The following is a 24199-nucleotide window of genomic DNA, read 5'->3' as shown; positions in this document are numbered from 1 at the left end:
GGCGCCGTCGCTCCCGGTCGGTAACTGTCTTCTGTCCGGTCACTACGGACGTAGTCCAAAGGGGATAGGAATGGAGCGGGGCCAGTGGAGCGTGTGACATTGTCCGCGGCCCCTATGAATCAGTATAGCCCCCGGACGTAAAAACGCCATCCTACCGGAGTGAAAGTGAAACTGGTCGTCTCGGTGCGTGAGAACAGGCACCACACTCTTTTCCTGTCGGCGCCTACCCGACAGTATGCGTACAGACGAGACCACCGCTGCCGACGACGAGTCCGTCCGGGTCTGGCTGGTCGAACGGACCTACTCCGACGACGAACAGAACCTCATCATCCTCACGTACGCCACGCCGGACGGTGAGCGTGACTTCCGCAAGGAACGAGCGCTGACCTCCTACACCGGCGACCACCGCGAGACGCCCGTCTCGATGGCCGTCGACCCGGACAACCTCGGGCGCGTCGACGACGCCGAGACGCGCGAGCGCTACGCCGGGGAAGCCGAGCGGATGCAGGCGAAACACGACCCGGACGACGTACTCTGAGACTGCCCGACTCCTGCGGTCCCGACGCCGCCGTCTACGCGGCGCTCTCGCGACGCCACAGTGAGACGTATACGACGACAGTAGCGAGCAGTCCGACGCCGACGGCCACCTCGGCGGATAACAGCGACCGGCCGACGTTCACGTACGAGAGCGCGAGTACCAGCAGCACCGCCGGGCCGAACGCGGCGTAGGCGAACAGCAGGCGACGGCGCTCCGGCGACAGGTCCGCGAGGTTGAGCGCCACTGCCATGAGCGTCCCGAGACCGGCGAGGAGGCCGAGCGGGAGCGCGACGAGTGCGGAGAATTCGACGTTCACGAGTTCGATGACGGTCACGGTCACTAGCAGGAAGGTCGTGACGGCCCCACCGACCGCGGCGAGCGGTGTCCGATAGTGCACGTCGGCTGGTTGGGCGAAATCCGATATAAACGTACGTGCGACCGGGAAACTTACCGCGCCAGCGGCATCGAGTAGCTCTTCTCGCGTTCGATGACCGCGTCCCACGTCGCGTTGCACTCACACTCTACCTGCTCGAAGACACTCGGGTCCTGCCGCAGGTCGAAGTCCTTGATGGCGCGCTGGACCCGGTCGTCGCACTCGCCGCAGTTGTGCGGCCCGCGGTCGCTGCCGTGGCCGACGGGGTCGGAGACGACGATGACGTCCTCCTCGGCGGTCGATTCGAGTACGTCGGCGACGGACCAGAGCCACGGCGGGCGGTAGCCGCCGTCGTGGTACAGTTCCTCGACCATCGTGTAGCGCTGGACGTTACAGGGATTCATCGAGACGGTGTGACAGCCGTCGACGGCCGCACAGCGGCGGACGGACGATTTCATGTCCTCGACGGCCTCGCGCTCGGAGAGGAAGACCGGCTTCAGCAGGAGGTAGGCCTTGATGCCGGCACCGGCGTCCCGTGCCGCGGCGCAGGCCTCTTCGAAGTCCGCGAAGTCGAAGTACTTGTTCACGCAGTCGTGGCGCACGCGGTCGGTCGCGGTTTCGAGGCCGACGGCCACGTCCGTCTGTAGTCCCACGTCGACGAAATCGCTGACGCGGTCTTCCTCGACGAAGTCCGGCAGGGACTCGACGACGATGCGCTCGCGGTCGGCGAACGTCTCGGCGATGGCCTGCCGCGTCTCGGCGGGGACTTCGCGCTCGTCGAGGAAACTCCCGGAGGTGTAAATCTTGATGAGGCCGGACTTCTCGTCGGCCTCCTCGGCCTCGTGGTCCAGACAGTGCCGAATCTGGGCCATCAGGTCCTCGTGGGCGACGCTCCCGCCCTCGACGGACTCGGCGACGTACCCGCACATCGTACACCCGCCGGCGCGGGCCCACCGACAGCCGCCGGTGTTGAGGATGATTGTCAGGCTCTGATACACGCCGTCGGGCGTGTTGTCCTCGTCTAGCCAGACGCGAGTGGGTTCCCGGGGGTCGTAGGTCGAGTCGTTGCGCGACCGGATGTCGCGCATCACCGCGTTGTGGGCGTCCATGCCCTTGCCCTGCTCGTAGACGTCGGGACTGGGCTTGCTCATTGTGCCGGGGTAGCCGACGAGCGCGTAAATCCGCTTCGACCTCTCACTGCGGCCGCCAGTAGCGGAACGGTCTCTGATCGGTCTGGACGGCTGGATGGGAGCGCCCGTCCGATTGACCGACGGAGCTCTCTTCGGGCACCGACTCGTTCCGACACCGGTTACAGACGGGAGCGGGCGGTAGTCCGCGCAGTCTCGTCTTCGGACTGATTCTCCGGGGCGGGGTCCCCGTCGACGGTCGGGAACTCGACCGTGAACACGCTCCCGTCGGGACCGGTTTCGGCGAGTTCGATGGTGCCGTCGTATCGGTCGACGAGTACGCTCACGAGGAACAACCCGACCTGGTGGTTTTCGTTCTGGCTTCGCTCGAAGAGGGTCGCACGCTCCGCCGCCGAGATCCCCGGGCCGTTGTCGGCGACGTGGACGGCGACTACTTCGGGCGTCTGATCGACGGTTATCTCGACGCAGGGGGTCGGACTGTCGTTGTGCTCGACGGCGTTCGACAGGAGGTTGCCGAAGATGCGCCGCATCATCTCGTCGCCGAGAACGGAGACGTCTTCGGGGACCTCGTCCGTAATCTCGACAGAGGGGTACTTCGCCTGCAGATCCGATATTTCGGCTTCGAGAAGCGACGAGAGGTCGATTTCGTCGAGTGAGCTGTCGTCTCGTGACGCTTTGATGAGCGTCCGTACGTCGTCGATGACGCGAGTCATGGCCTCGCTTTGGCGCTGAATCGTTCGCAAGTGGTCCTCGATGTCCGCTTCGTGTTCGTCCCGGACCAACTCGGTGCGTCCCATGATGATCTGCGCGTTGTTTAGCACCTCGTGACGGAGGAGGCTGTTGAGGTAGTCGAGTCGTTCCCGTTCCGCCTCGGTCGCCGCCGCTCTGACCCGAGCGCGTTCGGCGGCCTGTGCCTGCTCGATGGCCCGCGCTTCGATGAACCCGATGACGGCCCCACCCGCCGCCCCGGTGGCGGAGACGATGTGGACCCAGCCGACGATTTCCACGGTGTCCAACCCGGGCCTGACCACTATCAGCGGGACGTTGATGGCAAGGAGTATCGAGGCGGTACCGAGACACCAGAGCGCGACTCGGGGGTAGCGGGCGGGGCTAGTGGCGGACCGCGTCAGGAACAGGCCGACGGCTATCACGGTGCCGGCGAGTACGGCACTGACCGCGTACGCGGAGAGATTCTGCACCGAATCGAGTTGGCCCACGCCGTCGAAGGCGAGTTGGACGGCGACCTGCGAGAGAAACACGAGACTGCCGAAACCGACGAGTAGCCGGGGAACGAGCATTCGGTGCCGAGACGAGAGTGGGGTCCCCGACATATACCTACTACCAACATGCCACTCGTGTACGATTAACTTACCCTCTAGTTATCGTGCATGGTAACTGGGAGAGGGATGGGGTAGACGGGTGTACTCCGCCAGATCAGATTTGATACTCTCGCGTGTGGCTTCCGCTGTCCCGACCAGTCCGAGCGCTCGCCATCGGGCGACGGCGGTCACCGTCCGTACCAGAGCCACGCGACGCCGGCGAGGGTAGCCCCGACGGCGTTGGCGACGAAGTCCGCACCGCTCGTATCACGGGTGGCGACGAGCCCCTGCAGTATCTCGATGCCGGCGCCGTAGCCGACGGCGACGGCCGCGAGGGCGGCGACGACGGCGGCGGTCCGGGTTCGCTTCCCCCACGCGAGTAGCGTCGTCAGCGCTCCGTAGCTCCCGGCGTGAACCCACTTGTCGAGTGCGACGCCGAGCAGTGTCGGTACCGCCTCCGTGCCGCTCTCCGGCACCGGAACGAGCGACGTGACGAGTAACAGGGCGGCGAACGCGACGGCGGGCGCGTACCGACGGAACCGCGACGAGTCCATACCCGAGAGAGGGGGTGGCGCCGCATAAGCAGGGCGGTCACCGGTCTCGGCCGCACGCGAGAACCGGCCAACGACTGCGCCTGCCATCAGATACTTCATCTGGACCCCCGAGAGCGAAGCTAATGACCGACGGGCGAACGGACAGGATACCGACCCGCCGTGTACTCCTGTCACCGGAGGCACTCGGACTCGTGGCGGCCGCGCTCGTCCTCCTCGCGGGGGCAACGCTCCCGCCGCCCGGCAACCTGACGATGTCGGCCCAGCGCGTGCTCGCGGTGTTTCTGACCGCACTGGTCCTCTGGTTGACCGAACCCGTTCCCTACGTCGTTTCGAGCGTTCTCAGCGTGACGCTCCTGTTCGCACTCGGGACCGTAGACTCCTTCGAGGCCGCGGCGACCGGATACACCTCGACACTGGTCTTCTTTCTCCTGTTGCTCCTGCTGCTGGGCAACGCCATCGGGACGGTCGGTCTGGACAGGCAACTGGCTCGTCGACTACTCTCGGCGGAGAGTACGCCGCGCGCGGCGCTGCGCTCGGTCGCGGGAAGCATGCTCGCGCTGGCGTTCGTGATGCCGTCGGCGATGGCCCGTGCGGTCACGTTCGTCCCCATCGTCGAACAGTTGGAAAGCGGGTTCGGACTGGCCGACGACAGCGGGTTCGAGCGGGCCGGGTTCCTCTTGCTCGGGCACGTAAACCCGATCGCGTCGATGGCGTTGATGACCGGCGGCGGGATGGCGCTCGTCACCTCCGAAATCGTCAGCAACAGCGTCCGACCGGTGACGTGGGTGGAGTGGGCGGTGTTGATGCTCCCGCCGACGGTGCTCCTGTACGCGCTGGCCACTGTCGCCGCCGGCGTCGTGACGACCGTCGACGGAACGACGACGGTCGCCGAGGCGGAGAACGCGCCGTTGGCGACGGACGGCGACGGGAGCCAGTTGACGCGGGACCAGCGACTCGTCGCCGTCGTCGTGGCCGGGGCCGTTGTGAGTTGGGTCGCCGGGTCGTTCGTCGGCCTCCCGACGGTCGTGCCGGCCGCCGTCGCGGTGACGGTGCTTGCCCTCCCCGGCATCGGTGTCATCACGACCGAGGACGTCACGGAGGTGAGTTGGGGTATCATCTTCCTCATCGGAGCGATGCTCTCGATACTCGAGGTGATGGAGGCCACGGGCGCAATCGACGTCGTCGTCGACGTGCTGACTCGGGTCGTCCCCTTCGGAGCACTGGCCCACTGGCAGGTCGTCGCGGTGTTACTTGCGCTCGCCGTCGGGATTCGGGTGCTGTTCTCGACCGGGTCGGCCGCTATCGTCGTCGCACTCCCCATCCTGCTTGAGTTCGGCGGTGCCTTCGGCGTCGACCGGCTGTATCTGGCGCTTTCGGCGTTGCTCGTCGTCGGGTCGACGACGCTCCTGCCGTTCAACACGACGGCGGTACTGATATCGATGGACCGCGGACCGCTCTCGCACCGCGACGTCGCCTCGTTCGGCCTGCTGACGATGGGTCTTTCGCTCCTCGTCGTCGCCGTCGCGTGGGTGGCATACTGGCCGCTCGTCGCGTGATGCCGTGAGACATATATAGGCGAGTGGGTTCTTCCCGACAGAGGAGGCAACCATTCTCCGCGTCGAGTTCACCACGATGCCGACGGGCGTGATGGCGAAGCTAGCGGAGCGACTGTCGTCCGTGCGGAGCATCGAACTCGACAACGCGTTCTACGTCGAGGACGGGACGTGGATAGAGTCGCTGACCGTCGTCGCCAGCGAGCACTTCGACGCCGACGCCCTCGTCGACGACATCTCCGGGGCGTCGCTGTTCTACACCAGCGAGATACCGACGGCGTCCGCCGACGTGGACATCCGACGACTCACCATCCTCGCGACGGAGTCGTACCCGTTCATCCTCGGGTTGGTGCTCCGACAGGAGGCGATTCCGAACCGCATCGTCCTCCAGGACGGCGGGTTCGAAGTCGTGACGACGACGCGGGACTGGGACCAGTTCCGCTCGATGGCCGACGAGGTGCAGGCCACCCTCGGCGAGTTCGAGTTGCTGTCGGTCACACAGAACGAGGAGCCGGGCGAACCGCTGGACAGCGGCCGACTGACCGAGGTGCTCGTCTCGAAACTCACCGACGACCAACTGGAGATTTTGGAGACGGCCTACAACCGGGGGTACTTCGACGTGCCACGGGAGACGTCCGAGACGGAACTGGCCGAGGAACTAGGCGTCGCGCAGTCGACGGTCAGCGAACGACTCCGGACGGCCGAGCGGTCGCTCCTCGAACTCATCTACGGCCCGAGAGAGTGACGTGTGTGGGAATGTTCTAACAGACACGCAAACCGGCCCGAAAATACCCACCCCATTTTAAAATTCGGTAGATATCGGTCGGCATAGGGAGTAAAACGATTCTAGATAGCCCGGAAGATGGGGGCGAGATGGCGCCGAAAGATGATGATGAATACGGCAGCGGAACCGGCTCAGGACTGACCCGACGTGGCTACCTCGCGGCGACGGGGACGACCCTCGCGACGAGCGCACTCGCCGGGTGTGGCGGCGGCGGTGGCGACGGCGGTAGCGGTGGCGAGAGCCTCACGCCCAACGTGCCGGAGGGGACGCCGGAGACGGTCAAGACCCAGTACTGGCGCGAGTGGGACACCGTCGACGCCGACTCGCCGCCGCTGGACTACAGTGCGTCCGCGGGCGCGGTGCTGGACCCGCTTCCGGTCGAGTTCTCCAGCGAGGACGACCCGTGGATGCGCGAACACGCGCTGATGGTCCAGCGAGGACTCAGCGACCTCGGTATCAGTACGGAACTCAACGACCGACCGCTCAACCAACTGTACGCCCAGAGCTGGGCGACGAAGGGGCTGGAAGCGGTCATCTCGATGAGTACCCACGGCCCGGACCCACAGCGCGGGTTGGACCCGAACCCGCTGTTGATGCGCCGGAGCGCCGGGAGCCTCTCGAACTACGACAACTACTACCACCCAGAGCTACAGGAACTCCTCACCGAACAGGCTCAGACGACCGACCGGGCGAAGCGCGAGGAACTCGTCGACCGCGCACAGGAGATATTCGCCGACGACGTGGGTGCGCTCATCACGCTGTTCCCGGACGTCATCACGGCCGTCAACACGGACAAGTGGAGCGGCTACGTGAAGACGCCGGGCAACGGCCCGACGAAGGACTCGTTCGTCTGGTCGGAGGTCAACCTCCAACCGCAGACCGACGACAAGACCTACGTGAAAGGCGTCACGACGTCGATGAACTCCCTGAACCTGCCGTGGGCCGCCGGCGGGGCGGAAGCGAAGCGTCTGACGTTCATCTACGACGGCCTGTTCGACGCGACGCCCGACTTAGACGTGGTTCCGGCGCTGGCGACCGGCGGCGGGTTCGTCGACGATACCACCGTCGAACTCACGCTCCGCGAGGGTGTCGAGTGGCACGACGGCGAACCGTTCACCGCCGAGGACGTGAAGTTCACCGTCGAACTGTACACGGAACATTCCTCGACGAGTCAGACGCCGTTCTACGAGCCGATAGAGTCCGTCGAAGTGCTGGGCGACCACGAGGTCCGGTTCAACCTGAAGAACCCCGACGCGGCGTTCATGACCCAGCGCGTCGTCCGCAGCGTCATCATCCCGAAACACAAGTGGGAGGACGTCGATAACCCGTCTCAGCACAACCCCGACGCCCCCGTCGGAACCGGTCCCTTCCAGTTCGAGAACTGGGAGCAGGGGACCCGCTTCGAAGTCTCACGCAACGACGGCCACTGGATGTTCGACGACGACTGGCGGGCAGACGCGCTGGGCGACCAAGCCGAGAGCGGCCCCGGCGTCGAGGGCGTCATCTGGATCAACGTCGGCAACATCGACTCGATGATCGGCTCGCTGCAGGGCGGCGAGATCGACGCCGTCGGCGCGACGCTCTCGAACAGTCAGGCCGACCGCGCGGCCGGCACCAGCGGCGTCGAGAAGATGGCGAGCGGCAACTTCGCGCCGCTCGACACGAAGCTCATGTTCTCCTGCCCGCTCGTCCGCGACAAGGAGTTCCGCGTCGCGCTGGCGAAGGCCGTCGACTCCGGCGGGTTCGCCGAGGGCGTCCTGCAGGGTCGGGCGACCGTGCCAAACGGCGAGAACCCCATCTCGGACCTCACGCAGTGGCACAACGGCGAGACGCCGGGCTACGAGTTCAACGTAGACGAGGCCCGGGCGGTGCTGAAGAAAGCCGGCTACACGTGGGACGGCGACGAGAACCTGCGGTTCCCCAACGGGGACGCGTGGGGCGCGTTCGTCGAGCGCATCCAGCCCGGCAACGCCCACAAACGCCGCTCCGAACTCGGCCAGCCGGACTTCTCGTAACTACACAGGACAATGCACACCGACTGCCCCCGACACACAGAGACGAGAGGACGGCCGGAACGGCCCGGTAGCGCGCCGCTCGCCGCGCGCGGGACGGCCCGAACAGACGTACAGCCGACGACCACGCGACCGACCGAGGAGGGTGACCGATGACGCAGTTCCAGCGATTCCTCGCGAAGCGGCTGGCGATATCCGTGCTGTTGACGCTGGTAGCGGTATCCGTTATCTTCGTCGTCCTGCGTCTCCTCCCGGGGAGTCCGTTCGAGGCGCTGGTCACCTCAGGAAACCTCAACCAGCAACAGATAAACGAGATTCGGTCGATGTACGGCCTGAACCAGCCGCTGTGGCAGCAGTACGTCAGCTACATGGGGAGCATCCTGACCTTCGAATTCGGCTACTCCATCCTGCGGAGCCAGCCCGTCTGGAGCGTCCTCGAACCGCGACTGGTGAACACGCTCATCCTGCTGGTCCCGGCACTCGTCACGACGGCGGTTCTGAGCTCCTCGCTCGGGATGTACGTCGGCTGGAACCGGGGGAGCTTCCTCGAGAAGTTCAGCATCATCTCGACGACGTTCCTCCGGTCGACGCCGGTGTTCATCACGGGCATCTTCTTCATCATCGTGTTCGCCTACAACCTCGAACTGGTGCCCGCCTTCGGGATGCGGTCGGTGACCGCCTCGCCCGAGGGGTACGCAGAGACGTTCCTCTCGGTCGACTTCGCCTACCACTACGTCCTGCCCTTTACCGTCGCCGTGCTGTACTACAGCGGCGACTTCCTGCTGTTGGCCCGCAACGGCGTCGTCGAGAAGCGCGGCTCGGAGTTCCTGAAACTCCACCGCGCGAAGGGCCTCTCGGAGATGCAGCAACTGGCCCGCGCCGGGCGGAACTCGATGCTGCCCATCCTGACGTACTTCGCGCTCCGCCTCGGGATGATATTTCAGGGCCTCATCCTGCTGGAGGTGGTGTTCGGCTGGCCGGGCATCGGCCGCGAACTCGTCCTCGCCATCCAGCAACAGGACTACCCGCTGGTGCAGGCCGCGGTGTTCATCATGGCGCTCGCCGTCATCATCGCGAACCTCGCCGCCGACGTGCTGTACGCGTACTTCGACCCGACCGTCTCGACCAACGGGAGTGGGTCCGCATGAGTACCGAGACCAAACCCAAAGCGGAGTTGTACAAGCGCGTCGACCGGATTCAGTCGCTCGTCCGCGACCAGTTCGCGTTCCTGCGACAGGACCGATTGGCCTTCGCCGGCGTCCTCGTCGTCGGTGCGTTCGTGTTCACGGGCGTGTTCGGACCGCTACTGGCACCCCACGACCCCATCGAGTACACCGTCCGGGACCAAGCCGGGTCTATCCTGCGTCTCTCCGGGCCGACGGGGGCCGCCGTCCTCGGGACGACGGCCTACGGGAAGGACGTCCTGAGCCAGTTCCTCGCCGGGGCGCGGCCGACGCTCATCGTCGGCCTGTTCGGCGGCCTCGGCACCGGTGCTATCGGCTTCCTCGTCGGCCTCGTCAGCGGCTACTACGGCGGGTGGGTCGACGAGGTGCTGATGCGCCTGACCGACCTGACGTTCTCGCTGCCGTTCATGCCGATGGCGCTGCTGCTGTTGACGTTCGTCACCCCGAACATCTGGCTGATGACCGCCATCATCGCCGGGTTCCTCTGGAAGATGCCGGCCCGCGTCGTCCGCTCTGAGGTGCTGTCGGTGCGCGAACGGACGTTCGTCAAGTCCGCGCGCGCGAGCGGCGCCAGCGACTTCCGGACGATGTTCTACCACGTCGGCCCGAACGTCCTGCCCATCGGCTTCCTGTACACCGCCTACGGCGTCGCGTGGGCCATCGCCGCGCAGGCCAGCCTCGCGTTCCTCGGGTTCGGCGACCCGACGATGACCAGTTGGGGCCGGATGCTCCGACAGGTGTTCGAGTCCGGCAACATGCGCATCGCGTGGTGGTGGGTGTTCCCGCCCGCCATCGGTATCGCCGCCGTGACCACCTCGGTGTTCCTCATCGGCCGCGCCTACGAGGAAGTCATCAACCCCGAAATCCAGACCGACCAATGAGCCTACTCGAAGTCGAAGACCTCAAAGTCACGTACACGACCGACGACGAGAGCGTCCACGCCGTCAACGACGTCTCGTTCAGCATCGACGAGGGCATCAACTACGGCCTCGCAGGCGAGTCCGGGTCCGGGAAGTCCACCGTCGCGGAGGCGTTGCTGGGCTTGCTTCCGGGCAACGGCACCGTCGAACGCGGAACTATCCAGTTCGACGGGAAAGACCTCACCTCGCTCTCGGAAGCCGAACGCCGGGACGTCCTCTGGGAGGACATCGCGTACATCCCACAGAGCGCGATGGACTCACTGGACCCCGTGATGTCCACGGGCGCCCAAATCACGCAGGCTATCCACAACCATCGGAACGTCTCGGATGCGAAGGCGAGGAACCGTGTCCGCGAACTGTTCGAAATCGTCGGACTCGATCCCGACCGCATCGACGACTACCCACACGAGTTCTCCGGCGGGATGCGCCAGCGCGTCACCATCGCGATGGCGCTGGCGCTGGAACCGGACCTCATCATCGCCGACGAACCGACCACCGGCCTCGACGTCATCGTCCAGGACAAGATCATCGACAAGATTCTGGAGATACAGGAGCGCATGGACAGTTCCCTGCTCCTCATCACCCACGAGATCGGCGTCATCGCCGAGACCTGCGACGAACTGTCAATCCTCTACGGCGGGAAGGTGATGGAACAGGGCAGCGTCGACAACGTCCTCGTCAACCCCACGAACCCGTACACGATGGGGCTGAAGAACTCCTTCCCCGAAATCGAGGACGGCGACGCCGACCCGGTGGCGATTCCCGGGTCGCCGCCGAACCTGAATCGGGAACCGACCGCCTGCGTGTTCGAGGACCGCTGTCCGTTCGCCACCGACGAGTGCGGCGAGTCCCATCCCGACCTTGTGGACCTCCCCAACCGGAACCACCGGTCGGCCTGTCACAACGTCGAGGAAGCAGCCCAGATGCGCCGAGACGCCAAAGCCCCGGAGACGTGGGACATCCCCGACTCGGACGCCGACGGCTCCGACCGCGGGGAGGTCGTCCTCGAAACCGACGGGCTGGAGAAGTACTACGAGCAGAGCCAGTCGCTGGTGAGCCAGTTCCGCGGCGAGGACCCCGACTACGTGAAGGCCGTCGACGGCGTCTCGCTGTCGGTCCGCCGGTCGGAGGTGCTCGGTGTCGCCGGCGAGAGCGGGTGCGGGAAGTCCACGCTGGGCGAGACCATCGCCCTGCTTGAGGACCCCACTGGCGGCGAGATGGTGTTCGACGGCGAACCCTTCGAGTACTATCAGGACGGGAACTTACAGGAGTTCCGCCGGAAGGTCCAGATAATCTTCCAGGACCCGTTCGACTCGCTGAACCCGAGACAGACCGTCCGGAAGTTGGTCGGCGAACCGCTGACCATCCACGACTACCGGACCGACGAGCGGGAACGGGCCATCGTCGAGACCTTAGAGAAGGTGGGGCTGACGCCCGCCGAGAAGTTCCTAGACCAGTATCCACACGAACTCTCGGGCGGGCAACGCCAGCGCGTCGCCGTCGCGAAGGCGCTGGTGTTGGACCCGGACTTCCTCATCTGCGACGAACCGGCGTCGATGCTCGACGTCTCGCTGAAGGTGAACCTGCTGAACCTGCTCCGGGGACTGGCCGACGCCGAGGACATCGGCATCGTCTACATCTCTCACGACCTCGCGAGTCTGGTGCAGGTGTCGGACCGACTGGCCATCATGTACCTCGGGCGGATCATCGAGGAGGGCGACGTCGGCCGCATCGCGACGCAGCCGAAACATCCCTACACGACGTCGTTGCTCGCCGCGGCCCCGGAGAAAGACCCGACGGCCGACCGGACGCGGGTCCTCCTCGACGGGGAACCGCCGGATCCGGTCGACCTCCCCTCGGGGTGTGCGTTCGCGCCGCGATGCCCCAAGGCCGAGGAGTCGTGCTGGGAGGCCGAACCGGGCCTCGACGAGGCTGGCGACGCCGACCACCGGGCCGCGTGTTACGTCCCCGACGACGAGAGCGAGTCGCCCGCCTCCAAGGGGACCGCCGGCGACGGGGGCTTCGAGACGCCGGTCGACGCCGACTCGCTGAGCGACTGACGCCATGGCAGGGTTCGAGACGAGCGTCGTGTCGGTCGTCGGGGGCCTCTCGACGGACGCCGCGACTGCCGTCGGCGTCGCGTCGCTCGTCGCGTTGCTCGCGCTGTCGGGCTTCTTCTCCTCGGCGGAGATAGCGATGTTCTCGCTGGCCCGGCACCGCGTCGAGTCGCTCGTGGCCGACGGTGCCACCGGCGCGGAGACCGTCGCGTCGCTGAAAGACGACCCGCACCGACTACTGGTGACCATCCTCGTCGGGAACAACCTCGTCAACATCGCCATGTCCTCCATCGCGACGGGACTGCTCGCGATGTCCCTCACACAGGGGCAGGCGGTACTCGCGGCGACGTTCGGCGTGACGGCCGTCGTCCTGCTGTTCGGCGAGAGCGCGCCCAAATCCTACGCCATCGAGAACACCGAATCGTGGGCACTGGCCGTCGGCCGACCGCTGCAACTCTCGGAGTACGTGCTGTATCCGCTGGTGGTCACGTTCGATAGGCTGACCCGCGTCGTCAACCGCCTGAGCGGCGGCACCAGCGCCATCGAGACGTCCTACGTGACCCGCGACGAGATACGGGAGTTGATTCAGACCGGCGAGAGTGAGGGCGTCATCGAGCGCGAAGAGCGTGAGATGCTCCAGCGGGTGTTTCGCTTCGACGACACCATCGCCAAGGAGGTGATGACCCCGCGACTCGACGTGACCGCCGTCCCCCGGACGGCGACCGTCGACGACGCGGTCGCGGCCTGCGTCGAGAGCGGTCACTCGCGGCTCCCCGTCTACGAGAGCGACCTCGACAGCGTGGTCGGCGTCGTCGAACTCCGTACCCTCGTCGGCCGCGACGACGCCGCGGACGACTCGCTGGACGGGTACGTGCGAGAGACGCTCCACGTCCCCGAGAGCAAGCACGTCGACGACCTGTTTCGCGAGATGCGTGACCGGCGCGTCGAACAGGTCGTCGTCATCGACGAATTCGGGACCACCGAGGGCATCGTCACGACCGAGGACATCGTCGAATCCGTCGTCGGCGAGATACTCGACGCCGACGAGGACCACCCAATCGACGTGGTCGACGAACGAACCGTGGTGGTCGACGGAGCCGTCGGCGTCGAGGCCGTCAACGACGTCGTCGGCGTCGACCTGCCGGACGGCGAGGAGTTCGAGACGGTCGCCGGGTTCGTCTTCAACCGCGCCGGCCGACTGGTCGAAGCCGGCGAGACCATCACCTACGCCGGGGCCGAACTGACCGTCGAGGCCGTCGACAGGACCCGCATCGAACGGGTCCGTATCACCGACCCCGAACCGTCCGAACCCGCAGAGCGCGAAGCGACCGCGTCGGGCTAGTCGGGACCGCACAGCGCGGCGAACGCGTGCGTCGAATAGGGCCGTCAGAGAGACGTGACGCCGAAGACGAGCGCCAGCGCCCGGAGGCCCACGACGACGCCGGCGACGCCAGCCACGCCGTACATCGCCGCGCGGTTCCGGTACCGAGATGCCGCTGTCGACAGCGACCCCACGGCGACGTGGACGTCCCCGCCGAGGACGAGTCCGTGGTCGGTTGGCCGCGCAGTCCCCGCGACGGCGACGTGGTCGCCCGGCCCGACGACCGACTCCTCGTACCGACGGGGCTTGTCTCGGTGATTGCGTTCGACCTTCGGCGCGGGGTTCGGGAAGTCGGCGGGCGGTCGCTCGCCGCCGTCGAGCGCCAGCGTCCGCGTGGCCGCGAGGTCCACCGTCGCGTCGTCGGGGTCGACCCACACCCGCCCGCTTCCGTCGTCAACGGCAAAGCGGACGCCGCCGACGCCACCGTCCCGGACGACCCACTGCTCGCGCTGGCCGACGTCGCCGACGCCGTGGGGGTCCAGTACCTCGACGTTCCACGACCAGCAACACGCCTCGCGGCCCGTGACCGGTGCGCTGTCGACGGCGGCGTCGGTAACCTCGCCCGTACAGGCCGCCACACCGGGCGACAGCGACCCCGTCGGCACGTCGCCGTCGGGGTTGAGTCGTCGCCACCGCCGGACGAAGGTCCGACAACTGGCGAGGCCGGCCAGTCCGAGGACGAGCGGTATCGACGACCCGAGGACGAGCATCCCGACCCCACGGACGTCCGTCTCGGGGTCGAAGAACGTCACGTCGCCGAGAAACCCCATCGTGACGACGACGACGAGCGTGACCACGGTGATTGCCGCGCCGTCACGCGGTGTGAGTCCAGCAGGAAGTGCGCTGTTTGGCATCGCGGCCGCCTCGTAGTAGACGTACGCGCCGGCGAGACAGACGACCATCCCGGCGAGGACCAGCAGATACAGCGTCAGCGCTCCTGCCATCCGGTTTCGGTAGTCGACGGCGTGGCAAAAAGGTGGGGTGGCCTACCGCTCTTCGACGTGGCGCATCTGCACGGCGATACCCCGCGTCGAGGACTGCATCTCCGAGCCGTTCATCTCGGCGCGGCCGACGCCGAAGGCGGCGTCACCCTGCACCACGACTTCGTCTCCCACCCGGATGTCGTCGCTGGCGTCGACGATGCCCGGCGCGAGGACCGACCCGTGGGGAACGAAGGGTTCTATCTCGACCGTCTTGGTCGGGACGCTACTCTCGACCCAGCGGCGCGCGCCCGCGAGCGTCAGCGAGAGGACGCCGTACTGCTGGGCCAGCGCCGCCAGTTGCTCGCCGTCCTCGTCGTCGGCCCGCAACTGTGGATAGCGGCCCTGCGTGCCGATGTCGGCGAACAGCTCGTCGCCCGCCCCGGCGCCGAACTGGTAGTCGGCGACGGCCCGGATGGTGTTGGCCTCGCGAGTCGACTTCCGGTAGGTGTCCCACCCCTCCAGTTCGGCCGCGAGGTTGCCGAGCGAGTCGGCCGTCGTCGGGTGGTCGGAGACGGTGTAGGTAAAGTCCAGTCCGAGCGAGTCCTCGACGCGTTCACAGATGTCGCGGTACCCCTCGCCGGGGACGTGCGCGATGATGTCGGGGTAGTCGGCGTCGTCGAGATACCGTTCGAGGACCTGCGAGACGAACTCTATCTCGTTTGCGGTCCAGCGGCCCGTCACCACCGAGTCGTAGTGCTGGGCGGGGTAGGTGAGTTCGAGTTCTTGGGGAACGACGCCGATGGGCGAGGTCATCGACACCATGTGGGCGCGCCAGTGGACGGCGTCGTGGTACTGCTTGTGGCTCTGGGAGTCGCTGTAGGGTTTCCGGGCGGAACAGGGGACGATGACGAGCGGCCGGTCGTCGAACCGCGGGACGTAGCGGTCGGTCACTCGCTCGGCGAAGCGCTGAATCTCGACGCGGCGAATCGAGTCCTCGCTCGCCGCCGATAGCTGTGCCCGGCGGATGAGCGGCGTCCGCTCCTCGACGTAGCCGTACTGCTGGTCCAGTCGGCGGAACGTCGCGGTCAGCCAGTTGTCCTGTCGGGCCTGCCCCTCGACGTAGTCCCGGAGGCGGCCGTCGCGGATGCGCCGGCGGACTCGCCGGAGTTCCGCGGCCAGCGCGTTGACGTTGTGGGCAACGCAGTCCTCGCGGGTGAACTCTTCACGCGGGCCCTGACAGGCCGGACACGAGCAGGGGAGTTCGTCTAAGTCTTCGAGGAAGTACGCCTCGTCCGTCGTCAGGTAGCGCCCTTCTGTCCCGCGAATCACGGCGCGGTGCGGGTCCACGACATCGACGCCCGAGTAGACGAGCGTCGCGACGTTCCGGGGCGTGGCGACGCCGGGCAGATAGAGAGCGGTGTCGGCGGGGATGGCCTCGCGCGTCGTCGTCACAGCGTCGACGAACGCCGACGCGTGGCCCACGTAGCCCGGCGCGCCAGCGAGGACGTACACGTCGCTGCCGACGTCCGCGGCCGTGTCCGGCGAGACGACGGCACCGCTCGGGAAGTCGACGTCGGGGTACTCGGGGGCAAAGGCCTCTGTGACTTCCTCGGGCGTGCCCGCGGGCAGGCCGCGGTGTGGAAGTACCGTCACCCGGGACTCGTCGCCTTCCGGCAGTGCCTGTTCCGTGGGCCAGCGACTGCCGGCGTCGTGGAGGAGACGGTGGACGTCCCCGGGCGTGTCGGCGTCCACGTCGTCGACCAGCGCCGGGGTCGTCACGGACTCGGCGAGACGCAACTCGCCCAGTCGCGCGGCGCCGTCGCGCTCGTGGACCTCGAAGTAGTCGGTCATGCCCACGTCTCGGCTACGGGCGTTCAACTATCTTGCTCTTCGAGGGCCGACGCGAGCACCGGTACTCCGCGGAGTGCCCGAAGCACCGCCATGGCGGCCACAGTGTGCGGCCACTTCCGTGGGACCACCGGCGAGAAGACGGTGACCGTCGACGCCGACGGCGGGACGGGAGGCGCTGTCGGCCGTTCGTCGAAGCGTACCCGCGTGCGGAGCGACATCTCTTCGACGACGGCGCCCTCGAATCGAGCGTGCGGTTGTCCGTCGACGGGGCCGCGGTGGACCCAGAAGCCGACTGTCCGGCCGACGCCGAACTCAGCGTCCATCCACCGATGCAGGGTGGCTGAGCACGACGCGGCGCTCGTCGACGGCGCTCACGCGACCGACTACGTTATCCGTTCGGCGCCGTCAGTGACGTCGTCCAGCGGTCGGAGGCGGTACTCGCCAGAGTCGGTGTGCTGTTCGAGGACGGCCCGTTCGGTGTGTGGCGGCGCCGTCACCGTCGGCGTCGTGATGACCTCTCGCTCGACGATGGCACAGAACCGCCAGTACCCGTCGTCGTCGGACATACCTGATCGAATGTCGTCCCGCATGCGACAAAAGCGTGCGGTGTGGACACGTGACACGACCGGACGGCCGTGGGGTTTTGCCCCTCGGACGGTAACTCCCCGGCATGGTCGGGTCCCGAACCGCGACGGCTGTCGTCGGCCTCGTCGTGAGCCTCCTCGTCACCGCGGCGCTCTGGTGGTACTTCGAGAGCCTGTTCGTCTTCCTGTTCCTGCCGTTCGTCCCGTTCCTCTTCCGGGGGCTGGGCGACGGCGAACCGACCGTCGTGCAGGAGTGTCCCCACTGCGGGTTTCAGGCGACCGTGGACTCGTACGATTACTGCCCGCGGGACGGCACGCGGCTGGAACCGGCGTCCGAACGGTAACGCGCTCCTGACAAGCACTTATTAGCAGGGGATGGATATGGTGGCGTATGCCGGGGGTTCGAAGGGGGACGTGCGAGGACGTCCCGGCGGTCCAGCGTGTCGCTCACCGGGCGTGGCACGCCGCCCACGACGACATCGTCGGCGCGGCGACCGTCGACGCGTTCCTCCAGCGGTACTACACGCCGTCGCGACTCGACGACGCCGTCACGGACGCCGACCGAGTGTTCCGCGTCGCGACGGTCGACGGCGACGTGGTCGCCTTCGCCGAGGCCGGACCGACGGAGGCGGACCGGACGTGGTCACTCGCGCGCTGCTACGTCGACCCGGAGTACTGGCGCGAGGGCATCGGCACCACGTTGCTCGACGCAATCGAGGCCAGCGTCCGGGACCGCGGGGGGAGACGCCTGCGGTTGGTCGTCATGGCCGGCAACGACGCCGCTATCGGGTTCTACGAGGCACGGGGGTTCGGCCGCGTCGACGACCACTACGACGAGTTCCTCGACGTGGAGGGCTACGTCTACGCCAAGTCGCTCTAGTCCGGTCGTTCGGCGACGAGGACGCCGACCTGCTCTGAGACCATCTCGACGGCCGTCAGCGCGTAGCCCGCGTCGGTGAAGGCGTCGGCGAGGACGCCGACCGTCGCCGGGTCGTCCACCTCGGGGCTGTAGAACGGGTCGTCGGGGTTCGGTTCGCCGAAGAACATCACGTCGCCGAGGACGATGCGGTGCGGCCCCAGTTCGGCGATGACGTCGATGGCCTCGCGCTTCTCGTCGTCGCCGAGGTGGTGCATCGCGAAGTTCGAGGTGACGACGTCCACGTCGACACCGTCTGGCACCTGCGGGTCGCGGAAGCGGCCCTCGCCGAACGTGACGTTCGCGACGCCGTTCTCGGCGGCCTTCTCGCGGGCCTGTTCGAGCATCCCCTCGCTGATGTCGCGGCCGACGACCTCGGCGGCCTCGTCGGCGACGCCGAAGGCGATAGCGCCCGTCCCGGTGCCCAAATCCAGCACCACGTCCCCGGAGTCGGGGTCGGCGTGGGCGACGACGAGGTCCGCGCAGGCCCGGTACTCCGGAGAGTCCTGACTCTCGTCGTAGTCGACGGCGTGGTCGGAGAAGCGGTCCGCGTGTTCGTCCAGCGACTTCTTCATACCCGCCGCTACGGACGGCGGCGTGAAAGGCGCCGCGGATGCGGACGGGCCGTGGGAGAGACATCCGAGAGGGCAGGGATCGAACGGGGACAGGGAGACGAGAGGGGTGGGTACGTGGAGTGGGGTCACGCGCCGGTCGTTACGGGGCCGACGCGTGTGGGAGCGTCAGCGGGTACGGGACTCTACGTACCGGCGGCGTCGGCCGCGGCCTCGCTCGCGTCGGTCGCGTTGGCCGCGGCGGCGCCTTCGGCGGCTTCACTGCCGCCCGGTGTCAGACCACTGATGGTCTCACCGAAGCCGTCTTTGGCCTCGCCGGCCGACGACCCGGCCTCGCCGAGGACGTCGCCGACGAAGTCCGGTACCTGTGCGGGCAGGTCTGTGGGCGGGCCGGCCTGCATCGCCATCCGCACCGCGTCGTTTGCGAACGCTGCCATCGTGAGCGGGTCTGCTTCGAACATTGCAACTCGGTCTTCCGGGGACAGGTGTAAAGTGGGGGGTGGCAGTGAAGGCGGTTTCCGGCCGGTTTCGGGCCGACTTTACGACGGTTAACGCGGATTAACGCCGGCTAAACCGAATCGAGACGGGCGCTAGCGACAGATTGCGGGTTCGGCCGAACCGCCGCCGACGGCGCGTCGCACGCGATCAGTGAGAGGTCGTACTGTTCGCGGACGAGGTGGTCGAGGCCCCGGTCTTCGAGGCCGTCCATCGGGGCCAGCGTGAGCAACTGGACGACCGCCGGGAGCCGACGACCTGAATCGCCCCCACGTCCGTCTCGGCGTCGACGGACCCGCTCGCACCACTCGTAGGACGCTGCCGTTCTCACGGTTCGCGCAGGCTCTCGCTACTGCTCACGGGTCGCTTCGCTCCCCGTTCGCAGTTCGAGACCACCTCACTCCGTTCGGGCTCTCGCTACTGCTCTACGGCTCCCGATTGTCGCCGTCTCGCTTCGAGGGCCGCTCCCTCCGTCGCGCCCCTCGCTAGTCCCTCGCGTGCAGGTCACGTAATCGAACCCCGTCCGGCACCGTCTCTAGCGCCGTCGCGGGCCAGTCGTCGTGGACCAGCGTGAACTCGACGTCGGGATGCAGGCCGACGAGGCGGGCAACGCCGTCGGCGGCGGCCTCGTAGGCCGCCCGGTCGGTCCGGTCAGGAACCTCCGCCGTCAGCGGATACGTCTCCGCGAGGTCCCGCGGATACGGACCGAACGGCGGGACGACGCCCCACGTCTCGTCGTAGCGGTCGTTCGACCCGCCCTCGGTCAGCAACACCGAGTCGGCGTCGAGGTCGAAGCGGTCGAGTCGCTCGTGATGACGCAGGACTTCCGGCCGGCGGGCGCTCTCGGCGGACGTATAGAAGAAGGCGTCCTTCGAGACGGGGTCGGTACGTTCGAGTTGCTCGGCGTGGGAGAGCAGGGCGCGGTAGCCGTCGAGCATCGTCGGGTGCCCGCGGGCCCGCGAGTCGACCAGTTCCATGAGGTTCCCCGAGCGGATGGCCTGCCGGACGGTACGAATCTCGCCGTAGGTGACGTGGAGGTTGTGCCGGGCCAGCAAGTCCTCGCGCGTCTCGTCGGCCATCGAACGCAGTTCCGCGGGCGTGTGATCGGTACAGATCGGGCACTGACACGGGAACTGTTCGAGGTCGTCAAGCAGTTCCGTCCCGCGAACGGTGAGATAGCGGTCGTCGCGGGCGTACAGCGCGTACGCGGCGGAGTCGAAGAGGTCACAGCCCAGCGCCGCCGCCATCGCGAACATCATCGGGTGACCGGCACCGAACAGGTGGACCGGTCCCGTCTCGCCGAGGCCGCGCTTGCAGGCCGCGACGACGTCCGCGAGGTCGGCATAGCGGTACTCGTTCATCAGCGGGACGACGGCACCCAGCGGGAACACGTCCAGCCCGGTCGACGTGGCGTCTCTGGCGGCCCGTTCGCGGAGGTCCGGGTACGTCGACCCCTGGACGGGTGCAGAGACGAGCATCTCGCCGGTGTCCACCTCGGCCGCCCGCCCCAGACGGTCCTGCGTGGTCGCCAGTTCCGACTCGGCGCGCTCGCGCTCTACGTCCGGCGGCGTCGGGATGTCCACCGGCGTCCCGATGTCGGACCCGATGTCGTACTGGAACCGCAGAATCTCCTCGGTGGTCACGTCGATATCGCCGTACTCCGCCAGTTGGAACGACCCCGAGTCGGTCATGATGGCCCCCGAGAAGTCCAGCAGGTCGTGCAGACCCCGTTCGAGGGCGGGCTCGCGCAGGTCCTCGGAGCCGTGGAGGATGTAGCTGTTCGTGATGAGAATCTCCGCGCCGAACTCGGATTCGAGCGCCGACGGATCGACCGTCTGGACGTGGGGGTTGACCACGGGGAGGATGGTCGGCGTCTGGACGGTGACGCCGGCCCGCGGGACTTCCAGTTCGCCGAGTCGGCCCGCGGCGTCGTACGCCCGGACCTCGAAGTTCGTCATTGTCCGTCGTCGGCGGGGCGCGCGCCTAAGGGTTGTGTTCCCGGACGGGTCACTCGCTCACCGTCCCGGTCGTGTTGAGAATCCGGCCCGGGGCCGGGCAGGTCGCTCGATCGGCGTACCGGTGGACCGTGATGACGCCAAGCGCCCGCCGGGACTGCTCGCCGTGACAGGCGTCGAGATACCGCACGGCGGGGCCGTCCTCGCCGTAGTACTGGACCAGGAACACCGTATCACGCCGGGCCGAGAGGTTCCCGAGGTACAGCAGGTCGTCCTTGGTGATGCGCGCCGAATACGGGACGGTCGTCGTCTCGACGGCGGCGCCCTCGTCGTAGTGTTCGACGTACCCGCCGCCCGGTTGGTAGACGACGACGTCGTCCGGGCCGGCCTCGGCCTCGATGCTCGTCGAGACGGTCGACCACGGTTCGACGGAGTCGGCGGTGTAGTAGACACCGGTGAACGCGAGCGAACTCAACAGGACGACGGCGAGCAACCCGAATCGGACGCGCTCGGTCGGGATGTTTCGCAGGCCCCGTGCCGCGAGGACGACGAACGCGACGCCGGCCGGGGCCGCATAGCGAGGGACGTAGATGGGCACCGCGAGCGAGATGAACAGTGGGACGAGCGTCGGCACGAACAGGAGTGCGGCCATCTGGCCGACCGACTGGGGGTCTTCGAGCGTCAGGCCCGTCTCGTCGACGCGGACGACGGCGGCGGCGAGTTGGGCGACGAAGACGAACAGGAGCGCCGACGCGAGGAGGTAGACGAGCGTCGTCCCCGCCCGGAGCGGGTAGAAGTCCGGGAATCCGACGTAGGAGAGGGCCGTCTGGGTGAGCAACACCGACGAGGGTTCGGGAATCCACTCGATGTTCGCCCCGCCCGTGCCAAAGAGGATGCCGACGACGCGATAGGTCAACAGGCCGGCCCACGGGAGGGTGAGGACGCCGAGGGCAGCGGTCACGCCGGCCCACCGCCGTCGGCGGATACCCCCGTCGACCTCGGAGAGCGAGGTGTAGACGTGCTGTGCGAAGAGGACGAACAGGCCGTAGACGTGGGTGTAGACCAGCAGCGCCGTCGTGATGACGTACCCCGTCGCGCTGGTCGTCGTGTCGTCCCGTAACCGGGCGTACCAGTACCACGAGAACGCGGTCAGGAATGTAAAGAGGGCGTACATCCGAGCGACCCGCGAGAAGTGGATGAAGAAGGTCGACGCAGCGACCATCACCGCCGCCAGCAGGCCGGTCCGATCGTCGAACAGTTCCGTCCCGAGGAGGTACACCGCGACGGTCGTCGCCAGCCCCGCCAGCACCGACAGCGAGCGGACGGCGACGCGACTCTCGCCGACGAGGTCCATCCACCAGTGGAGCAGGAGGTAGTACAGCGGCGGGTGCGGATCGTTCGGCAGTATCAGGAGGTCCCAGACGGGCAGGTCACCGCGGACGGCGACGGAGTACAGTTCGTCGGTCCAGAGGCTCCACCCGCCGAGTGCGAACATGCGAAGCGTCGCGGCGACGACGAGGACGAGTACGAGCGCCCCCCAGCGTTGGTACCGGGGGAGCGTGATTCGACCGGCGCGTCGACCCGTTCTCTCCGCTGGCCCGTCGTCGCTCGCTACCTGCCGGCCGAAGTGGTCGGTATGCTCCCACGAGAGGTTCCCGCCGTAGAGGCGGACCAGCGCCCGGATGTCCGCGCCCCACTGGAGCAACCAGTACAGCGGCAGGGTCGCCGTCGAGAGGAGAGCACGTCGAGTACGGGTCCACAACGGGGCGTCCGTGGCCCTCCAGTACCCGATCGCGAACAGGCCGCTGGTGACGACGGCGAACGTCGCGCCGAGACTCAAGACGACGCCGACCAGCGTCGAGGGCCGGTACTCCGCGAGGTTCGAGATGAGCAGCAGGACCACCAGTCCGGCGACGTTCAGCGGTCCGAGATGTGGCAGGGCCGACTGCCAGTAGATGTGTGCCCGGTCGCCCGTCGTCGCCGGAGGGTGCGCCCGCCGGTCGAGAAACGTGTACACCTTCCCCTTCTTCCACCGGGTTCGCTGGTCCAACCACCCGTCGAGACTCGGCGGCGACTCCTCGGTCGTCACGGCGTCGAGGTAGGCGAAGTCGTACCCCAGTTCCCAGAGGAACAGACCGAGTTCGAAGTCCTCGGTGACGTTCCGCGGGTCCCACGGCCGGACGCCGGCGAGGCCGTGGTCGCGCATCCACGCCCACGCTCGCTCGTCCCACGGGTCGCCGCGCTGTTCGAGACGGGCCTCGCTCGCGGTTTCCAGCACCGACCGGCAGAAAAAGCAGGTCGTCCCGGCCATCGGAATCGGATAGTCCACGCGGGCGAACGCCGGCGTCACGAGGGTGTACCAGTAGCCGTACTCGGCGCGAAAGAGGAGGTTCAGCCAGCCGTCGCCCTCGTTGGCCATGTCGAGGCGGCCCTGTGCGTAGTCCGCGCCCTCCGCGATGGCCGCCGCTACCTCCCGGAACACCGACGGCGCGACGACGTCCTCCGCGTCGACGACGCCGACGACGTCGCCGTCGGTGTGTTCGAACCCGTAGTTCAGCGCCCGGGGTTTGTTCGGGTCGCCGGGGTACCCTTCGGGGACGGTCAGCACGTCGAAGTCGTACCGCTCTCGCAACGCCGCGACGGCGTCGTGAGTCGCCTCGTCGCCCGGTTCCAGCAACACGGTCAGCTGGAGCGAGTCGGCCGGATAGTTCGCTTCGAGTACCGAGACGACTGCCTGTTCGACGACGGCCGCCTCGTCGTAGGCCGCGAGCAACACGTCGATGATCGGCGTTCCGCCGTCGGCGGCGGGCACACCGTTGTCGTCTGTCGACCCGCGGACGCGGTCGGCGACGGCGAGGACCAGCGCCTGTACGAGCGGATAGAACGTGTAGAAGTTCGCCAGCGTCCAGACGACCCCAAACAGGACGGTCAACGCCGTAATCGCGGGGTTGGGCGAGAGATACGGCGTTCCCATCACGAGGGCGATCGTCGGGTCCTGAATCATGCGAGCGGGCGCTGTGCCGAGGCAGTGGCCGTTCGATGCAGGACGCTCACCCGATAGACGGCGCCGGCATTGGGGC

Annotated in this window: 23 protein-coding genes; 10 read left to right on the top strand and 13 right to left on the bottom strand. The window is 67.3% G+C overall.

Annotated features, from left to right (window positions below):
• The first annotated feature begins 235 nt into the window (after positions 1 to 235).
• Positions 236 to 538, top strand: coding sequence for a DUF7967 family protein (locus IEY28_RS08615; RefSeq protein WP_166972394.1), 303 nt, complete (start codon positions 236 to 238; stop codon positions 536 to 538).
• Between the two features lie 34 nt (positions 539 to 572).
• Here IEY28_RS08615 and IEY28_RS08610 read toward each other — a convergent pair whose 3' ends face one another.
• From IEY28_RS08610 to IEY28_RS08595, 4 genes are all read right to left on the bottom strand, one after another.
• Positions 573 to 935 (bottom strand): DUF8147 domain-containing protein, encoded by a 363-nt coding sequence (locus IEY28_RS08610; RefSeq protein ID WP_188996401.1) that lies wholly within the window; start codon positions 933 to 935, stop codon positions 573 to 575.
• 50 nt (positions 936 to 985) lie between these two features.
• On the bottom strand, positions 986 to 2062 hold the full coding sequence (locus IEY28_RS08605; RefSeq protein WP_188996399.1) for an archaeosine biosynthesis radical SAM protein RaSEA: 1077 nt from the start codon (positions 2060 to 2062) through the stop codon (positions 986 to 988).
• Positions 2063 to 2220: 158 nt separating this feature from the next.
• A complete protein-coding gene (locus IEY28_RS08600) occupies positions 2221 to 3357 on the bottom strand; it encodes a sensor histidine kinase (RefSeq protein WP_188996397.1) in 1137 nt (378 codons plus the stop codon).
• 209 nt (positions 3358 to 3566) lie between these two features.
• Positions 3567 to 3932, bottom strand: coding sequence for a VanZ family protein (locus IEY28_RS08595; protein ID WP_188996395.1), 366 nt, complete (start codon positions 3930 to 3932; stop codon positions 3567 to 3569).
• A gap of 122 nt (positions 3933 to 4054) precedes the next feature.
• On the opposite strand from IEY28_RS08595, the gene IEY28_RS08590 reads away from it, so the two are divergent.
• From IEY28_RS08590 to IEY28_RS08560, 7 genes are all read left to right on the top strand, one after another.
• Complete coding sequence (locus IEY28_RS08590; RefSeq protein WP_188996393.1) at positions 4055 to 5488, top strand: SLC13 family permease; 1434 nt, start codon at positions 4055 to 4057, stop codon at positions 5486 to 5488.
• 91 nt (positions 5489 to 5579) lie between these two features.
• Complete coding sequence (locus IEY28_RS08585) at positions 5580 to 6230, top strand: helix-turn-helix domain-containing protein (RefSeq protein WP_188996882.1); 651 nt, start codon at positions 5580 to 5582, stop codon at positions 6228 to 6230.
• Positions 6231 to 6358: 128 nt separating this feature from the next.
• The gene (locus IEY28_RS08580; RefSeq protein WP_188996391.1) at positions 6359 to 8284 is read left to right on the top strand and encodes an ABC transporter substrate-binding protein; all 1926 of its coding nucleotides are present in this window, start codon (positions 6359 to 6361) and stop codon (positions 8282 to 8284) included.
• A gap of 149 nt (positions 8285 to 8433) precedes the next feature.
• The gene (locus tag IEY28_RS08575; RefSeq protein WP_188996389.1) at positions 8434 to 9429 is read left to right on the top strand and encodes an ABC transporter permease; all 996 of its coding nucleotides are present in this window, start codon (positions 8434 to 8436) and stop codon (positions 9427 to 9429) included.
• Positions 9426 to 10346 carry an ABC transporter permease gene (locus IEY28_RS08570; protein ID WP_166972411.1) on the top strand — a complete coding sequence of 307 codons (921 nt, stop codon included), beginning with the start codon at positions 9426 to 9428 and terminating at the stop codon, positions 10344 to 10346. Before IEY28_RS08575 ends, IEY28_RS08570 begins: the two co-directional genes overlap by 4 nt.
• Positions 10343 to 12445: a dipeptide ABC transporter ATP-binding protein gene (locus IEY28_RS08565; protein ID WP_188996387.1), complete on the top strand. Its 2103-nt coding sequence runs from the start codon at positions 10343 to 10345 to the stop codon at positions 12443 to 12445. The genes IEY28_RS08570 and IEY28_RS08565 overlap by 4 nt, the downstream gene beginning before the upstream one ends.
• Before the next feature lie 4 nt (positions 12446 to 12449).
• Positions 12450 to 13784 carry a hemolysin family protein gene (locus IEY28_RS08560; protein ID WP_188996385.1) on the top strand — a complete coding sequence of 445 codons (1335 nt, stop codon included), beginning with the start codon at positions 12450 to 12452 and terminating at the stop codon, positions 13782 to 13784.
• A 44-nt stretch (positions 13785 to 13828) separates the two neighbouring features.
• Here the strand turns inward: IEY28_RS08560 and IEY28_RS08555 are convergent, their stop codons facing one another.
• The 4 genes from IEY28_RS08555 to IEY28_RS08540 are packed head-to-tail and all read right to left on the bottom strand — an operon-like array spanning position 13829 to position 17163.
• Positions 13829 to 14767: a hypothetical protein gene (locus IEY28_RS08555; protein ID WP_188996383.1), complete on the bottom strand. Its 939-nt coding sequence runs from the start codon at positions 14765 to 14767 to the stop codon at positions 13829 to 13831.
• Between the two features lie 42 nt (positions 14768 to 14809).
• Positions 14810 to 16597 (bottom strand): archaeosine synthase subunit alpha, encoded by a 1788-nt coding sequence (arcS, locus tag IEY28_RS08550; protein ID WP_188996381.1) that lies wholly within the window; start codon positions 16595 to 16597, stop codon positions 14810 to 14812.
• Positions 16598 to 16620: 23 nt separating this feature from the next.
• Positions 16621 to 16920, bottom strand: coding sequence for a hypothetical protein (locus tag IEY28_RS08545; RefSeq protein ID WP_188996379.1), 300 nt, complete (start codon positions 16918 to 16920; stop codon positions 16621 to 16623).
• A gap of 60 nt (positions 16921 to 16980) precedes the next feature.
• Complete coding sequence (locus tag IEY28_RS08540) at positions 16981 to 17163, bottom strand: hypothetical protein (RefSeq protein ID WP_188996377.1); 183 nt, start codon at positions 17161 to 17163, stop codon at positions 16981 to 16983.
• A gap of 104 nt (positions 17164 to 17267) precedes the next feature.
• On the opposite strand from IEY28_RS08540, the gene IEY28_RS08535 reads away from it, so the two are divergent.
• Positions 17268 to 17525, top strand: a complete 258-nt coding sequence (locus tag IEY28_RS08535) for a hypothetical protein (protein ID WP_188996375.1) — start codon at positions 17268 to 17270, stop codon at positions 17523 to 17525.
• A gap of 47 nt (positions 17526 to 17572) precedes the next feature.
• A complete protein-coding gene (locus tag IEY28_RS08530) occupies positions 17573 to 18061 on the top strand; it encodes a GNAT family N-acetyltransferase (protein ID WP_188996374.1) in 489 nt (162 codons plus the stop codon).
• On the opposite strand, the gene IEY28_RS08525 is transcribed toward IEY28_RS08530, so the two are convergent.
• The 5 genes from IEY28_RS08525 to IEY28_RS08505 all read right to left on the bottom strand — a co-directional run bounded on the left by IEY28_RS08525 (position 18058) and on the right by IEY28_RS08505 (position 24123).
• The gene (locus IEY28_RS08525) at positions 18058 to 18672 is read right to left on the bottom strand and encodes a class I SAM-dependent methyltransferase (RefSeq protein WP_188996372.1); all 615 of its coding nucleotides are present in this window, start codon (positions 18670 to 18672) and stop codon (positions 18058 to 18060) included. The two genes, IEY28_RS08530 and IEY28_RS08525, sit on opposite strands and share 4 nt — an antisense overlap.
• A 182-nt stretch (positions 18673 to 18854) precedes the next feature.
• A complete protein-coding gene (locus tag IEY28_RS08520) occupies positions 18855 to 19130 on the bottom strand; it encodes a hypothetical protein (protein WP_188996370.1) in 276 nt (91 codons plus the stop codon).
• 107 nt (positions 19131 to 19237) lie between these two features.
• The gene (locus IEY28_RS08515) at positions 19238 to 19495 is read right to left on the bottom strand and encodes a hypothetical protein (protein ID WP_188996915.1); all 258 of its coding nucleotides are present in this window, start codon (positions 19493 to 19495) and stop codon (positions 19238 to 19240) included.
• A 154-nt stretch (positions 19496 to 19649) separates the two neighbouring features.
• Complete coding sequence (gene tgtA / locus IEY28_RS08510) at positions 19650 to 21122, bottom strand: tRNA guanosine(15) transglycosylase TgtA (protein ID WP_188996368.1); 1473 nt, start codon at positions 21120 to 21122, stop codon at positions 19650 to 19652.
• A gap of 49 nt (positions 21123 to 21171) precedes the next feature.
• The gene (locus tag IEY28_RS08505; protein ID WP_188996366.1) at positions 21172 to 24123 is read right to left on the bottom strand and encodes a glycosyltransferase; all 2952 of its coding nucleotides are present in this window, start codon (positions 24121 to 24123) and stop codon (positions 21172 to 21174) included.
• Positions 24124 to 24199: the final 76 nt, after the last annotated feature.

This window comes from Haloarcula pellucida, from assembly GCF_014647235.1.
GTDB classification, from domain to species: domain Archaea; phylum Halobacteriota; class Halobacteria; order Halobacteriales; family Haloarculaceae; genus Haloarcula; species Haloarcula pellucida.
Note: the sequence above shows the minus strand (reverse complement) of the source record. Positions and strands in the feature narration are given on the sequence as shown.